Origin of the sequence: Halobaculum marinum (genome assembly GCF_029338555.1) — an archaeon.
Lineage (GTDB): Archaea > Halobacteriota > Halobacteria > Halobacteriales > Haloferacaceae > Halobaculum > Halobaculum marinum.
The window spans coordinates 784,385-797,015 of the sequence record NZ_CP119989.1; the positions used below are offsets into that span (position 1 = coordinate 784,385).

General features: G+C 70.8%; 16 protein-coding genes. 10 read left to right on the forward strand and 6 right to left on the reverse strand.

The genetic code is table 11. The features are described 5' to 3' along the window. Positions 1–49 precede the first annotated feature (49 nt). The 3 genes from P0R32_RS04080 to P0R32_RS04090 are packed head-to-tail and all read right to left on the reverse strand — an operon-like array spanning position 50 to position 1,073. Positions 50–484, reverse strand: coding sequence for a DUF8048 family protein (locus tag P0R32_RS04080; RefSeq protein ID WP_276238677.1), 435 nt, complete (start codon positions 482–484; stop codon positions 50–52). Further along, positions 484–768 (reverse strand): MoaD-like domain-containing protein, encoded by a 285-nt coding sequence (locus P0R32_RS04085; RefSeq protein ID WP_276238678.1) that lies wholly within the window; start codon positions 766–768, stop codon positions 484–486. The genes P0R32_RS04080 and P0R32_RS04085 overlap by 1 nt, the downstream gene beginning before the upstream one ends. Beyond that, positions 765–1,073, reverse strand: a complete 309-nt coding sequence (locus P0R32_RS04090) for a ubiquitin-like small modifier protein 1 (RefSeq protein ID WP_276238679.1) — start codon at positions 1,071–1,073, stop codon at positions 765–767. The genes P0R32_RS04085 and P0R32_RS04090 overlap by 4 nt, the downstream gene beginning before the upstream one ends. 131 nt (positions 1,074–1,204) lie before the next feature. On the opposite strand from P0R32_RS04090, the gene P0R32_RS04095 reads away from it, so the two are divergent. From P0R32_RS04095 to P0R32_RS04135, 9 genes are all read left to right on the forward strand, one after another. Continuing rightward, on the forward strand, positions 1,205–1,603 hold the full coding sequence (locus tag P0R32_RS04095) for a DUF5778 family protein (RefSeq protein WP_276238680.1): 399 nt from the start codon (positions 1,205–1,207) through the stop codon (positions 1,601–1,603). Positions 1,604–1,885: 282 nt separating this feature from the next. Beyond that, the gene (locus P0R32_RS04100) at positions 1,886–2,401 is read left to right on the forward strand and encodes a DUF7344 domain-containing protein (RefSeq protein WP_276238681.1); all 516 of its coding nucleotides are present in this window, start codon (positions 1,886–1,888) and stop codon (positions 2,399–2,401) included. Positions 2,402–2,461: 60 nt separating this feature from the next. Then, a complete protein-coding gene (ahbB, locus tag P0R32_RS04105) occupies positions 2,462–3,556 on the forward strand; it encodes a siroheme decarboxylase subunit beta (RefSeq protein WP_276238682.1) in 1,095 nt (364 codons plus the stop codon). 133 nt (positions 3,557–3,689) lie between these two features. Further along, the gene (locus P0R32_RS04110) at positions 3,690–4,328 is read left to right on the forward strand and encodes a precorrin-2 dehydrogenase/sirohydrochlorin ferrochelatase family protein (protein WP_276238683.1); all 639 of its coding nucleotides are present in this window, start codon (positions 3,690–3,692) and stop codon (positions 4,326–4,328) included. Further along, positions 4,321–5,661 (forward strand): glutamyl-tRNA reductase, encoded by a 1,341-nt coding sequence (hemA, locus tag P0R32_RS04115; RefSeq protein ID WP_276238684.1) that lies wholly within the window; start codon positions 4,321–4,323, stop codon positions 5,659–5,661. The genes P0R32_RS04110 and hemA overlap by 8 nt, the downstream gene beginning before the upstream one ends. Positions 5,662–5,760: 99 nt before the next feature. Next, a complete protein-coding gene (locus P0R32_RS04120; RefSeq protein WP_276238685.1) occupies positions 5,761–6,678 on the forward strand; it encodes a DUF7260 family protein in 918 nt (305 codons plus the stop codon). Between the two features lie 70 nt (positions 6,679–6,748). Further along, complete coding sequence (locus tag P0R32_RS04125) at positions 6,749–7,033, forward strand: 4a-hydroxytetrahydrobiopterin dehydratase (RefSeq protein WP_276238686.1); 285 nt, start codon at positions 6,749–6,751, stop codon at positions 7,031–7,033. A gap of 4 nt (positions 7,034–7,037) precedes the next feature. Continuing rightward, complete coding sequence (lwrS, locus tag P0R32_RS04130) at positions 7,038–7,442, forward strand: LWR-salt protein (RefSeq protein WP_276238687.1); 405 nt, start codon at positions 7,038–7,040, stop codon at positions 7,440–7,442. Between the two features lie 118 nt (positions 7,443–7,560). Next, positions 7,561–8,286, forward strand: coding sequence for an HAD family hydrolase (locus tag P0R32_RS04135; RefSeq protein WP_276238688.1), 726 nt, complete (start codon positions 7,561–7,563; stop codon positions 8,284–8,286). Between the two features lie 27 nt (positions 8,287–8,313). On the opposite strand, the gene P0R32_RS04140 is transcribed toward P0R32_RS04135, so the two are convergent. After that, entirely contained in the window at positions 8,314–10,116 is a 1,803-nt protein-coding gene (locus tag P0R32_RS04140) for a Rieske 2Fe-2S domain-containing protein (RefSeq protein WP_276238689.1), read from the reverse strand. Positions 10,117–10,254: 138 nt separating this feature from the next. Then, positions 10,255–11,322 (reverse strand): glutamine-hydrolyzing carbamoyl-phosphate synthase small subunit, encoded by a 1,068-nt coding sequence (gene carA, locus P0R32_RS04145; RefSeq protein WP_276238690.1) that lies wholly within the window; start codon positions 11,320–11,322, stop codon positions 10,255–10,257. A gap of 97 nt (positions 11,323–11,419) precedes the next feature. On the opposite strand from carA, the gene P0R32_RS04150 reads away from it, so the two are divergent. Next, positions 11,420–11,833, forward strand: a complete 414-nt coding sequence (locus P0R32_RS04150) for an Lrp/AsnC family transcriptional regulator (protein WP_276238691.1) — start codon at positions 11,420–11,422, stop codon at positions 11,831–11,833. 92 nt (positions 11,834–11,925) lie between these two features. Here P0R32_RS04150 and P0R32_RS04155 read toward each other — a convergent pair whose 3' ends face one another. Then, positions 11,926–12,594 (reverse strand): PHP domain-containing protein, encoded by a 669-nt coding sequence (locus P0R32_RS04155; RefSeq protein WP_276238692.1) that lies wholly within the window; start codon positions 12,592–12,594, stop codon positions 11,926–11,928. Positions 12,595–12,631 lie beyond the last annotated feature (37 nt).

The window sequence follows — 12,631 nt, forward strand, 5'->3', positions numbered from 1 at the left end:
GACTCGTCCGACATAAAGTTACGCAGTCAATCCGACCGATTCGGCGGCGTCAGCGCGTGACTACGGCGGCCTCACGGAGTTCCAGCGCCGTCTCGAACTCACGCCGCCGTCGACGTTGGGTGCCCACGCGCAGCAGGTGTTGCTCGTGGGCTCGCCGGAGCGCGTCGACCTCGCGACGGTTCAAGCCGAGGTCGTCGCCGACGCCGTCCCAGTGGCCGTCGGGGACGAGGTACACCGCGGGGCCGTCCTCGTCTCCCGCCTCGACGCACTCGTACGAGCGGTCGTACTCGTCGGCCCGGTCGTGGAGGTAGTCGTCGGCCGCCCGGAGCAACTGGGGGAGTCGTCCGGCACCGACGCTCGCCTTCGCCGCAGCGATCATGAGCGCGTTCGGGTCGATTGGGTGGCCCCTGGCGCGCGTCTCGGGGTCGTACCCCCGGTCGGCGTCACCCTCCTCGCGGTCGGGGTCCGAGTTCGCGTCCGCCATCACCCGCCCGCGCGCATCGCTTTCTGGCCGAACCGCTCGACGAGGGGGTCGAGGACGTCGGGCGGCCCCTCGAACTCCACCGTCACCTCGGTCAGCGTGATGGTCCCGGGCCCCTCGACGGTCGCGGCGGAGACGGAGACGTGCCACCCGTCGCCGTCGAGTTCGGTCACCTCCTCGTCGGGGCCGTCGGCCTCGCCGCCGAGGTTCCGGAGGTAGTGGACCGCCAGCCGTCGCGAGATACCCCGGTACGCCTCGACGCGGGTCACCGTCTCGTCGCCACTCACGAGCGCGGTCCTCGCGACGCGTCGCCGGCGCCGCCCGCGACCGGTGGGAACACCGCGAGCGTGTCGCCGTCGTCGACGGTCGTCTCGACGCCCTCCATGTGGAGCACCTCTCGACCGTTGAGCAGCACGTTGATCTGGGGCTTCAGGTCGCCGTCAACGAGCAGGTTCCCCGCGAGTCCGTCGTACTCTGCTTCGAGGGCCGCGAGGACGTCGCCGACGGTCGCCGCGTCGGCGAACTCCCGGTCGACGATCTTCGAGCCGACCGCCTCGCGGAATGTGGCGAAGAACTTCAGCGTGAGATCCATGTTCAAGGGTGGGTGTTGGCGCGTAAAAAGATGCGCGGCGTGCGAAGACGACGCCTGGAGCGAGGCAGCGTGTGCGGTGCCCACCGCGCGGAAACCGTCACCGGTATGCCCGCGTGGGCGGACGGGCAGGTATGTCCGACGCTATCGACCGGGACCTCTACGAGCGGACGAAGGCGTTGTTGGAACCGGGCGACATCGAACTGCTCGGGATGGTCGTCCACACCTCTCTCGGCGGCCAGGAGGACCTCGAGATGCACGAGTTGACCGTCGACTTGAACGAGACTATCGCCGAGCACGCCGAGAAGGGCGAGACGTACATCTACGCCGGCAACGACGACACCGACTTCGCGTCGAACCAGTTCCAGGGGCTGACGCTCGACGACGAGGCGTTCGTCTGGGAGTGCCAGCAACTGCTGCGCGAGGGGACGTTCGACCTCGTGTTCTACTACGAGGCGGGCGTCGACCAGGACGCGCTCGCCGCGGCCGTCACCGACCTCGACGGCGTCGAAGACGTGACGCTCGTCCCCTGAGTCGACCGGGACGCACCCCGTCGGCCGCTGGTAAATCTGATCAGTAGATAGACAGTAAGCCCCACTTACATACAACCCCCCATCGGGAACTACCGGTGGGACCGGCACCACCATTCCGGCATCACCACACGGCATTCCACCACCCGGTGGTTGTTGGGTCCCGGCCACCGTGACGGCCTCGCGCCGTCGGCGGGACAAAAACTCCCGCATGGAACCTTCTCGCGACGGCCACAACGGCTATCAGCACGTACCACCCCAGCCGTACCAACGACGCCTACAGCCATGACGGACGCAGACACGAGTCAGTGGAGCCACCGGTGGTCGCGCGCTCGCTTCGACGCGCTCCCCGAGACCGGTGAGCCGCTCTCGAAGACCCGGGTGTTCGAACTGCTGGCGAGCGTCCGTCGGCGGTACGTCGTCGAGCACCTCGACGCGGCAGACCGGACCGTCGAGGTCCGACCGCTCATCGACGCGGTCGCCGAACGGGAGTTCGGCCCAGACCCCGCGTACGACGAGCGCAAGCGCGTGTACGTCTCGCTCCGCCAGACGCACCTCCCGCGGTTGGCCGAGGCGCGCGTCGTCGAGTACGACGCCGACCGCGGGCGCGTCGCCGTCGGCGACCGCTTCGGCGCGCTCGCGTTCGCGTTGGGCGCGCTGGGCGCCCGCCCGCTGGCAGACGAGGAAGCCGCGTCGGCGGCGGCCGAGCAGGGGCCGACCGCCGACGCGAACCGCCGGGCGAGCGGCCCCCCCGAGCCGGCGGCCGACGCCGGGTCGACCCCCGACGCCGGCGAGGACTGATCGAGCGACCGGAGCCGCCACGAACGCGACGCTTATCCTCGCGGCGTCCCGAACGAGGACATGGACAACGTCGACGCGGACGTCGACCTCTCGACGCTCGAACGGGCCGTCATCAACGCCTTCCAGGGCGGCTTCCCCGTCGTCGAGCACCCGTGGGAACCGGCGGCGGCCGCGCTGACCGAGCGCGGCGTCGACGTCGACGCAGAGACCCTCCTCGCGACGGTACGTGACCTCGACGAGCGCGGCGTGCTCTCGCGGTTCGGCGCGCTCGTCAACGCCGAGGAGATTGGCGGCACCGCGACGCTCGTGGCGATGCACGCGCCGGAGGAGCGCTACGAGGCGGTCGCCGAGACGGTCAACGACTTCCGCGAGGTGGCGCACAACTACGAGCGCGAGCACCCGCACCTCAACATGTGGTTCGTCGTCAGCGTCGCCGACGAGGCCGAGGTGGCGCGCGTGCTGGCGGACATCGAGGACGCGACCGGCCAGGAGACGTACAACCTCCCGAAGCAGGAGGAGTTCCACGTGGGCGCGAAGTTCCTGCTCGACGGCCCCGTGTCCGACGGCGACCTCGACCTGTCACACCTCGGCCCCGACGTGACGCCGTCGGGTGAACGCGGCATCACCGCTCGCGAGCGCGACATCGTCGTCGAGATTCAGGGCGGCCTCCCGATCACGGAGACGCCGTACGCGGACGTGGCCGACGCGGTCGGCCAGCCCGTCGAGTGGGTCGTCGAGACGATCAAGCGGTTCAACGAGGAGGGGAAGGTGCGCCGCGTCGGCGTCATCCCGAACCACTACGCGCTCGGCTACACCGAGAACGGGATGACCGTCTGGGACGTGCCCGACGACCTGCTCGACGAGGTCGGACCCGCGGTCGCCTCGCTCGGGTTCGTCACCCACTGTTACCACCGACCCCGCCACGAGGGCGTGTGGCCGTACAACTTCTTCGCGATGACCCACGGCCGCGACGAGGCCGAGTCCCAGCGGCGGATCGAGCAGGTGCGCGAGGTGATGACCGACTTCTGGGACGTGGGCGACGACGAGTGGGACTCGCTGTTCTCGACGCGCATCCTGAAGAAGACGGGCATCAGGCTCGACGAGCGCGCGGACGCACAGGTGCGCGACGAGGAGGCCGGCTCCGCGGACGCGTGAGGCGACCGATGGCCGACCCGACTGCCGAGGCGACGGCAGGGCAGACCGACGGGGTCGGATCTCGCTTCGGGGATCTGCGCCCAGAGGTTTTTGCCCCGCGACGTGGAGCGGCGAACGAGATGGAGGCCGACGCGTGATCCCCCTGCTCCACGACTTCGAGGGGGAGACGGTGCTCGTCGTCGGCGGCGGGCCGGTCGGCGCCCGCAAGGCGCGGCGGTTCGCGCGCGAGGCACGCACCGTCGTCGTGAGCCCAGCGTTCGCCGACCGCGACTTCGGCGACGCGGAGTTGGTGCGGGCCGCGCCGACGCCCGACGACGTGCGCGAGTGGGTCGACCGCCTCGCCCCCGCGCTCGTGGTCGCCGCGACGGACGACGACGCGGTGAACGAGGCCGCCGAGACGGCGGCCCGCGACGCGGGCGCGCTCGTCAACCGCGCCGACCGGGCGGGCGGGCGCGACGCCGGCAGCGTCGTCGTGCCGGCCACGGTGCGCGACGGGTCGGTGGTCGCCGCCGTCGCCACGGGCGGGGCCGCCCCCGCGCTGTCGAAGGAACTCCGACGCCGGATCGAAGCCGAGGTGGAGGGCGCGGGCGCGATGGCGGATCTGGTCGCGGAGATCCGGGCCGAACAGAAGGACGCCGGCGTCTCCGCGACCGCCCGACGCGAACGTGTTCGGGCGGTGGTCAGCTCCCCGGAGGTTTGGAAGGCTTTACAAGAGGGAGCCTCCAACGCACGCCAGGAAGCGACCCGAGTTATGGAGGAGATCGATGACTGACACCGGCGTCGTCGCGGGCGTGAGCGTGAGCCACACGACCGCCTCGGTCGAGGATATCGAGGCCACGCAGACGGTCGACGTGGCGACGCTCGTGTCTGACCTCCTCGACCGCGACGGGGTCGAAGAGGCGCTGGCGATCCAGACGTGCAACCGCGCGGAGGCGTACGTGGCCGCCGACGACGCCGCGGACGCGCGAGCGGCGCTGGGGCAGTTCTCACCCGACGTCCGTGAGAGCGCGGTCCGCCACCTCGATCACGAGGCGAGCATCCGGCACCTCATGCGAGTGGCCGCCGGACTAGAGTCGCTCGTCCTCGGCGAAGACCAGATCCTCGGCCAACTGAGCGACGCCGGGTCGGTCGCCCGCGAGGTGGGTGGCCTGTCGGGCGGTGTGCTCGACGACGCAGTCTCGAAGGCGCTCCAGGTGGGCAAGCGCGCCCGCGCGGAGACGCGGATCAACGAGGGGTCGGTGTCGCTCGGGTCGGCGGCGGTCGAACTCGCCCGGCGCGAGACGGACCTGGCGGGTGCGACGGCGCTGGTCGTCGGCGCCGGCGAGATGGGGACGCTCGCGGCGCGGGCGCTCGACGCCTCGCCCGTCGCCCAGGTCGTCGTCGCGAACCGGACGCTGTCGACGGCACAGCAGGTGGCGACGGACCTCGACAGCGAGGCGACGGCGGTCGCCCTCGACGACGTGGGCGCCGTCGTGGCCGACGCGGACGTGCTCATCGCCGCGACCGGCGCGACCAGCCCCGTCCTCGACGACGAGACGCTCGCAGAGGCGGGCGAGACGCTGTGTATCGACCTCGGGCAGCCGCGAGACGTGGTGCCCGACGCGGGCGACGAGCGCGTCGTCGTCCGCGACATCGACGACCTCCAGTCCGTCAGCGGCGAGGCACGCGACCGGCGCGAGGCCGCCGCGCGGGCGGTCGAAGAGATGATCGACGCCGAGTTCGACCGACTCCTCGACGACTTCAAGCGCAAGCGGGCTGACGACGCCGTCTCGGCGATGTACGAGGCCGCCGAGCGCACGAAACAGCGCGAACTGGAGGAGGCGCTCGCGAAACTGGAGGCGCAGGGCGACCTCACCGACGAGCAGCGTGAGACGGTCGCCGGCCTCGCCGACGCGCTCGTCGGGCAACTGCTGGCGGCGCCGACGAAGAGCCTCCGGGAGGCCGCCGCCGAGGACGACTGGAGCACCATCCACACGGCGATGCAGTTGTTCGACCCCGAGTTCGACGGTCCGCCGGCGACCGCCGAGGGTGCGAACACGCCCGAAGGGTCGGAGGGCGCCCCGGACGTGCCGCAGCACGCGCTCGAGCACGTCTCGAACGACTGAGCCGCAGTCTCGCAGTTTTCGGATCCGGTCTGAGAGAAAATTACGCCACTCGCCAGCACAGGGGAAAGGGTGATGTGCGATGCCGTCGCACACCAGTGTATGCGAGCAACGAGTCACGGCGTCGGTCGCTTGTCGACCGAGCCGGTCGAACAGGGAGTGGAGGCGATGTGCCGGGCCGCCGCGTGCGACCACCCGGACATCGCCGTCGGGCTCGCCGTCTTGGGGTTGACGGCGGTGTTTCTGCTGGCCGTGGGGGCGGTCTTGGCACGGCTCGACGGAGCGCGGGAGGCACTCGCGAGTGAGGTGTCTCGAACCCGGGCCGAGCGCGACGCGTTCGAACGATTCCGGCGGCGAGTCGCCGCCCTCGAACCGGGCGAACTGACGCACCCGACGCCGATGGGAGCGGGGACGAACGTGTTAGCGGCGACGACAGCCGCGGGCGCGGGCGACGGCGGCCTCGCAGCGGCACGAGAGGCGTACAGGGAGACGGTGATGGCCACACCCCACTACGAGGAGGAGTACCAGGAGACGCTCGCGGAGAACGTCGCCGAGGAGTTCTCCGGCGCGGTCGCGGGGGCGCTCCTCGAGGAGGGCGGCGCGCTCACACCGACACTCCGGGCGACGCTCGCGAGCGGCGCCGAGCGGGCCCGCGAGGAGCGCGCAGAGATGCTGACGACGCTCGAAACCGAGGAGTCGGCGCTGTCGGAGGCGGAGTCGACGCTGGCGCCGGCGGTGGAGGCCGGCGAGCGCACCGTCGAGCGTGACCTCTCGTACGCCACGTACTCGGACCTCGTCGGTGAGTACGAACGCCTCGAGTGGCACGAGGACCGCGTCGAGACGCTGTTGACCGACCGACAGGGTCGCATCCACGACGAGGAGGGTGAACGACGCTACTGGTTCGACTACCTCTACCGGTCGCTGTCGTCGCCGTACCCCGTCCTCTCGGCGGGCGCGGAGACGCTGGCGCTCATCGACGACGCCAAGTCGACGCTGACCTCGGCGGCGAGTCAGCGCTGACCGGGGGCCGCGTTCTCGCCCCTCGGCGCCCCGAGGTACGCTTTTGCTCGTGCCGACCGACGGGTCCCGCGTGAGCGACGTGCTCGACGCCGACGAGATCGCCGACGAACTGCCCGACGGCTGGCACCACGACGCCGCAGCCGACGAGATCGCACGCACCTTCGAGTTCGACTCCTACCTCGAAGGCGTCGGCTTCGCCGGTGGCGCGGGCGGCCTCGCCGAGGAGGCGTTCCACCATCCGACGATGACGATCGGGTGGCGTGAGGTGGAGGTCCGACTCACCACCCACGACGCCGGCGGCGTCACCGCGAAGGACATCAATCTGGCGGGCCGACTCAACGAGTTGGCGGACTGACGCCGTGGACGCGTCGTACGTCTTCCGCGTCCGGTTCACCCTCTCGCCGCGGCGCGCGCGGATCGACCCCGACACGTTCGAGACGGTGGTGCGGATCCCCGCGGCGACGCCCGGCGAGGAGGGGTGGCTGCTGTTTCGCGACGCGCTGTGGCGCGGCGAGGCGAACGACGCGGACCACGCGCGCGACCTGTGTGCCGAGCGCCTCCCCGCGGGTGTCGAGGTGCTGTCGGCGACGTTTCGGGAGTTCGAGACGGACGAGGCGTACCTAACCGCGCTCCGGGAGGCCGTCGACGCCGATCTGGGTGCGTTCCGGGCCGACTCCGTCCGCGAGGCGCTCCACAAGTACTTCGGGTCGTCCATCCGGGTAGGCGACGACGACCGACCCGGGACGGACGCTGACGAGGCGTGAAACCGCCGGGATCGCGCGTCTCACAGATCCACGAGCGAGCGTCGCGTTAGGAAGGTATTTACTCGGTCGGTAGGGAGCGAAGATATAACACGGGGAACGACCTACCCTGTTGTCTCGCATGGTCCCCAACACATACGACTTCTGGCTGTTCGACCTCGACGGGACGCTCGTCGACGCGGAGTGGTCCTACACTCGCGAGGTGTTCGACCGCGTGGGCGACCGGATCGGCTACGGGTTCACCGACCGCCAGGCGGAGTTGCTGTGGCACGGCCTCACCGGCGCCCGCGACCCGCAACTGCGCGAGTGGGGGCTCGACCCCACAGAGTTCTGGCCGGCGTTCCACGCCGTCGAGGACCCCGCCGCGCGCGCCGAGGCCACCTACCTCCACCCCGACGCCGAACGCCTGCTCGACGACCTCCACGGGCGGGACGTGCCGATGGGCCTCGTCACACACTGCGCGGAGTTCCTCGCGCGACCGGTCACCGACCGCCTCGACCTCACCGACCGCTTCGACACGTTCCTGTCGTGTTCGGACGAGACGGGGTGGAAGCCCGACCCCGGGCCGCTCCGGGTCGCGATGAACGACATCGGCGTGGACCCGACCGCCCAGCGGGGCGTCTACCTCGGCGACGGCGACAGCGACGTGGGTGCGGCGTGGAACGCGGGGCTCGACGCCGTCCACGTCGAACGCCACGGCCACGACCACCGCGAGCGGTGCGTCCGCGCCGACCACCGCGTGTGGAGCTTCGACGACCTCCCGCGCGTCGCCGACTTCGACTGGACGTTCGGCGCCGCTCGCGCCGACGGCTCCGGCCTCGGCGGCGGCGAGAACCTCACCGACTGACCGGCCGCGCCCCGCCGCGTCCCCGCCTCAGCCGTCCGTCTCCGCGACGGAGGCTCCGTCGGCGGCGGTCCCGCCGTCGGCGCCGTCGACGCGCTCGCCCCGCAACAGCCGTGCGGCGATGGAGAACGTCTGCTCGCGCGAGCGCCGCGTCGGGTAGTGGGCGGCCATGTAGCGCGCGGCGGCGACGAGACAGGTCCGTCGCTCCGCGTTGTCGTCGCGGCGGTCCGCCTGGCGACACGCCGCCTCGTACGCCTGGAACGTGTGGAAGTTCGTGTCCTCGACGAGCAGCGCGTTCCCCAACGCGGCTTTCAACCGTTCGGGGTCGCCGTCTGCGGCGAGGAAGTCGGCGACGGCGCTGGCCGCCTGCTCCACCTGTCCCTGCTGTTCGAACGCCAGTCGGAGTTCCTCCAGCGCCGTCTCCGGGTCGGCGTCGGGGTCGCCCGTCGGCGTCGGCGCCGGCGGGGTGTTGAGGAAGCGGTCGAGGTAGACGTTCACGGCGGCGTCGACCACGCCGCGATACAGCGCGGTCGCGTCGGTGCGCTCGGCGGCGCGCTCGACGGCGTTGGCGAAGGTGAACGTGTGGTGGACGGTGTTCCAGTCGGCGAACTCGTTGCTCGTCGCGAACCGGGCGACCCGCGTGACCGCCGCGAACGACACCGCACTCGCCAGGTCCTCGACGGAGGCTCCCGCACGGATGGCCTCCTCCAGCGCGTCGAACACCGTCTCGGGGTCGTCGGCGAGCAGTCGCTCGGTGAAGTCGGCGGGTTCGGTCCACGTCTCTCCCTCGCCGTCGGCGACCATCGCGTCGAGGCGGTCGAACCGCTCGTCGCACATCGCCGCCAGATCGATCGGCTGGCGCCACGACGACGACTCTTCGGCGCGTTCGGCGGTCGCCAGTCCGCGGACGAGCGAGGCGAGCACGTCGGCGGTCCGCTCGTCGTCGTCCCAGCCGACCAGGTCCAACGCCTCGGTCGCCTTGTTCACGAAGTCGAACGCGTGGCCGGTGTCGAGGTAGCGGTGATCGGTCGCGGCGGTGACGAGCAGTTCGGTCAACTCCTCGGGTCCGTACCCCGCCGCGACGGCGGTGCGAAGCACGCGCTCTGCACCGTCGGCGTCGCGCACCTCCACGTTCTCACGGAACCACGACAGCAGGCGGTCGAAGGAGGTGCCGGTCGCGTCGAACGCCTCCTGGTCGAACTTCGGCGGTTCGCCCGCGCAGTCGCCCGCGACCTCCGTGAGCCCCTGGTACAGCGCGCGCTTGCGGTCGTCGTCGTCGAGGTCCGGGAGGCGGTTCGCGAGCGCGACGAGGATGGTGAGCCCGGAGCTCCACCCGTCGGCGCGGTTGCGCACGCCGAAGCGGACGCCGCGCCCGACCACCTCGGTCGAGTCGACGCCGTTGTCGAGCAGGCCGACCGCCGACTTCGCGAGCACGAGGCGGAGGTTCTGCTCGAGGCCGTCGTCGAGGCGGGTCCGCCAGTGTGCGGCGGGTGGCTCCGAGCGCCGGGGCTCGGGGGCGACGTAGACGGTCCCGTCTCGCACCTCGACGGGGTAGGTGTCAACGTCGTCGGCCCACGGGTCGAACGTGTCGCCGCAGGACAACTCGAAGCGCGCGTGGTGCCAGTGACAGGTGAGGACACCCTCCTCGACGCTCCCCTCGGTGAGCGGGAACCCCATGTGTGGACACCGGTTGTTCACCGCGCGCACCTCGTCCTCGTGGTGGAACACCGCGATCGGTGTGCCGTCGATAGCGGTGAGCGTCCGTCCCTCCGCTCGGAGGTCGTCGAGCGCGATCACCTCGTGGAATCCGTCGTCCGCGTCGTCGACTGCCATGTGTGCACGGATGACACGAACCCCGAAGAAGGTTCTCTGAAGTCGGTTTCAGTACGGTCGCGAGAGAGTCGGGAACGGAGGGGTCGCCGTCACCGCGGTTCGATCGCGTCGAGGCGGAGCGGTCGCCGCTCGGCTCGCTCAGTCAGCCGTGACGGGCGTTCGAGACCCGTTTCCCGCCAGATCGAGCACCTCGTCGAAGAAGCCCAGCGAGTCGTGCGGGCCGGGGTTCGCCTCGGGGTGGTACTGGCGGGTGACGACCGAGAACTCGTCGCTCTTGAGGCCCTCGGCGGTGTCGTCGTTGACGTTCACCTGCGTCACCTCGAGGTCACCGGGGTCGGCGACGCTGTAGCCGTGGTTCTGGGTGGTCATGACGACCTGTCCGGTTTCGAGGTCGCGGACGGGCTGGTTGACGCCGCGGTGCCCGAACGCCATCTTCTCGGTGTCGCCGCCGAACGCGCGGGCGACGATCTGCTGCCCGAGGCAGATGCCAGCCAGCGGCACCTCTCCGGCGAACTCCTCGACCAGCCCGGTCGCCGACTCGAAGTTCGCGGGGTCGCCGGGGCCGTTCGAGATGAACAGCACGTCCGGCTCCAGGTCGGCGACGGTGTCGGCGTCCACGTCGTACGGGAGCACGTGCACGTCGGCGCCGCGCTCGGCCAGCGAGGTGGCGATGGAGCCCTTCATGCCGCAGTCGACGAGGGCGACGTCGTAGTCGCCGCCGCCCTGCACCGTGTACGGCTCGTCGGTCGACACCTGCTTGCCGATGTCGAGGTGGTCGGACATCCCGACGCACTCGGCGAGTTCCTCCTTGGCGGCCTCGGGGGTCGCGTCCGGCCCAGCGGCGATGCCACAGGCCATCGCACCCTCCTCGCGCACGCTCGTCACGAGGTCGCGCGTGTCGAGGTGGTCGACCGCGGGGACGCCCTCGGCTTCGAGCCACTCGGCCACGTCGTCGGTCAACTCGCGAGCGACCGCGGCGTTGGGGTGGACGCGGTCGGACTCGAACCGCTCGTCTCGGACGCCGTAGTTCCCGATCAGCGGGTACGAGAACGTGAGAACCTGCTCCTCGTAGGAGGGGTCCGTCAGCGACTCCTCGTAGCCGGTGTACGCGGTCGTGAACACCAGTTCACCACGTGTGCGGCCCGGCGCGCGGGCGCGTGCCTCGAAGACACGACCGTCGGCCAGGGCGACGTAGGCGTCGGCCATTACGAGATACACAACGAGGGGCTGACCATAAGTGCGTCGTTCGAAGATTCGTTACGAATTTCGCAATCTCTTTGGCGACCCTCCGTCAAGGGCGTGCATGGACGACTTGGACCGGCGGATCCTCAACCTCCTTCGACGGGACGCTCGGACCCCGTACACGGAGATCGCCGATCGCGTGGGGACCAGCGAAGGGACGGTCCGCAACCGCGTCGACCGGATGACGAGTGAGGGCGTCATCGAGCGATTCACCGTCACCACGCGCACGGGGAACGTGAAGGCGATGGTCGAGATCAGCGTCGACATGAACGTCAACACCAGCGCCGTCTCCGAGCGCCTCGCCGAGTGGGAGGAGGTGGACTTCGTCTGGCAGGTGTCCGGCCAGGAGGACATCGTCCTCATCGTCGACTGCGTCGACACGCGGGCGGTGAACGAACTCATCACGCGCGCCCGCGAGATGGACGAGATCGAGGGGACGAAGACGCGACTCATTCTGGACGAGCGCCTCGGCTGAGGCGCGCCCGGAGCCGCCTCCTCCGCCTCGTCCGACCTCTCCGACTCGTCCGGCTACTCCGCTTCCTCGCGGGTCGCCGACGCACGTGCCGTCTACTCGCCGGTGGATCGACTCGACCGCCGTGCGTGGATCGCGGTGTACGCCCGATCGAGGACCCGTTGGAACCCGTCGTACTGCAACACCGGTTCGGTCCGCCCCGCCCGGACCGCGTCGGCGACGGCTCGCGGCGTCGGCGCGTCGTCGACCTCGACCAGCGTGTAGGCGCGCCCAACCTCGACGGGGTAGTGCGCGTCGCTCCCGCCGGTCAGCGGGAGGTCGAGTCGGTCGGCGAGCCGTCGCGTCCGCGCCTCGTGTTCGGGGTTCTTCCCGTTGATCTCGACGGCGTCGAACGCGGCGCCGCTGCGTCGGGCGGTGCTCCCGCGGAACGGATGCGCGAGGATAGCGGCACAGTCCCGCTCGTGTGCGATGTCGACCGTCTCGGCCGGCGTGAGTTCGCCGGGCGTCGTCCGCGCTGGGGGGTCCGGCCCGACGATCAGGACGTGGCCGCGCGTCGTCGACACCTCGATGCCGGGCACCGTTGGAAACGCCGTCTCCGCTGAGTAGGCGTAGTCGTGGTTCGTCACCGCGAGCGCGTCGAGACCCCGCCGCCGAGCCATCGCCGTCTGGAGACGCAGTCCGACCGGGTCGTACGCCGTCGGCCGTCCCCGAGGGCTGTGGAAGAAGCGCGTGTGGCTGTGGAGGTCGACGGCGACGGTGGGCACGGCGGGGACACTCCCCGGTAGGGCTTTGCTGTTGCGG

What these genes read in the sequence shown, in the direction of transcription:
- P0R32_RS04080 (WP_276238677.1), bottom strand. Translation starts at nt 484, where the DNA reads ATGGCGGACGCGAACTCGGACCCCGACCGCGAGGAGGGTGACGCCGAC.
- P0R32_RS04090 (WP_276238679.1), bottom strand. Translation starts at nt 1,073, where the DNA reads ATGGATCTCACGCTGAAGTTCTTCGCCACATTCCGCGAGGCGGTCGGC.
- P0R32_RS04095 (WP_276238680.1), top strand. Translation starts at nt 1,205, where the DNA reads ATGTCCGACGCTATCGACCGGGACCTCTACGAGCGGACGAAGGCGTTG.
- P0R32_RS04100 (WP_276238681.1), top strand. Translation starts at nt 1,886, where the DNA reads ATGACGGACGCAGACACGAGTCAGTGGAGCCACCGGTGGTCGCGCGCT.
- ahbB (WP_276238682.1), top strand. Translation starts at nt 2,462, where the DNA reads ATGGACAACGTCGACGCGGACGTCGACCTCTCGACGCTCGAACGGGCC.
- hemA (WP_276238684.1), top strand. Translation starts at nt 4,321, where the DNA reads ATGACTGACACCGGCGTCGTCGCGGGCGTGAGCGTGAGCCACACGACC.
- P0R32_RS04120 (WP_276238685.1), top strand. Translation starts at nt 5,761, where the DNA reads ATGCGAGCAACGAGTCACGGCGTCGGTCGCTTGTCGACCGAGCCGGTC.
- P0R32_RS04135 (WP_276238688.1), top strand. Translation starts at nt 7,561, where the DNA reads ATGGTCCCCAACACATACGACTTCTGGCTGTTCGACCTCGACGGGACG.
- P0R32_RS04140 (WP_276238689.1), bottom strand. Translation starts at nt 10,116, where the DNA reads ATGGCAGTCGACGACGCGGACGACGGATTCCACGAGGTGATCGCGCTC.
- carA (WP_276238690.1), bottom strand. Translation starts at nt 11,322, where the DNA reads ATGGCCGACGCCTACGTCGCCCTGGCCGACGGTCGTGTCTTCGAGGCA.
- P0R32_RS04150 (WP_276238691.1), top strand. Translation starts at nt 11,420, where the DNA reads ATGGACGACTTGGACCGGCGGATCCTCAACCTCCTTCGACGGGACGCT.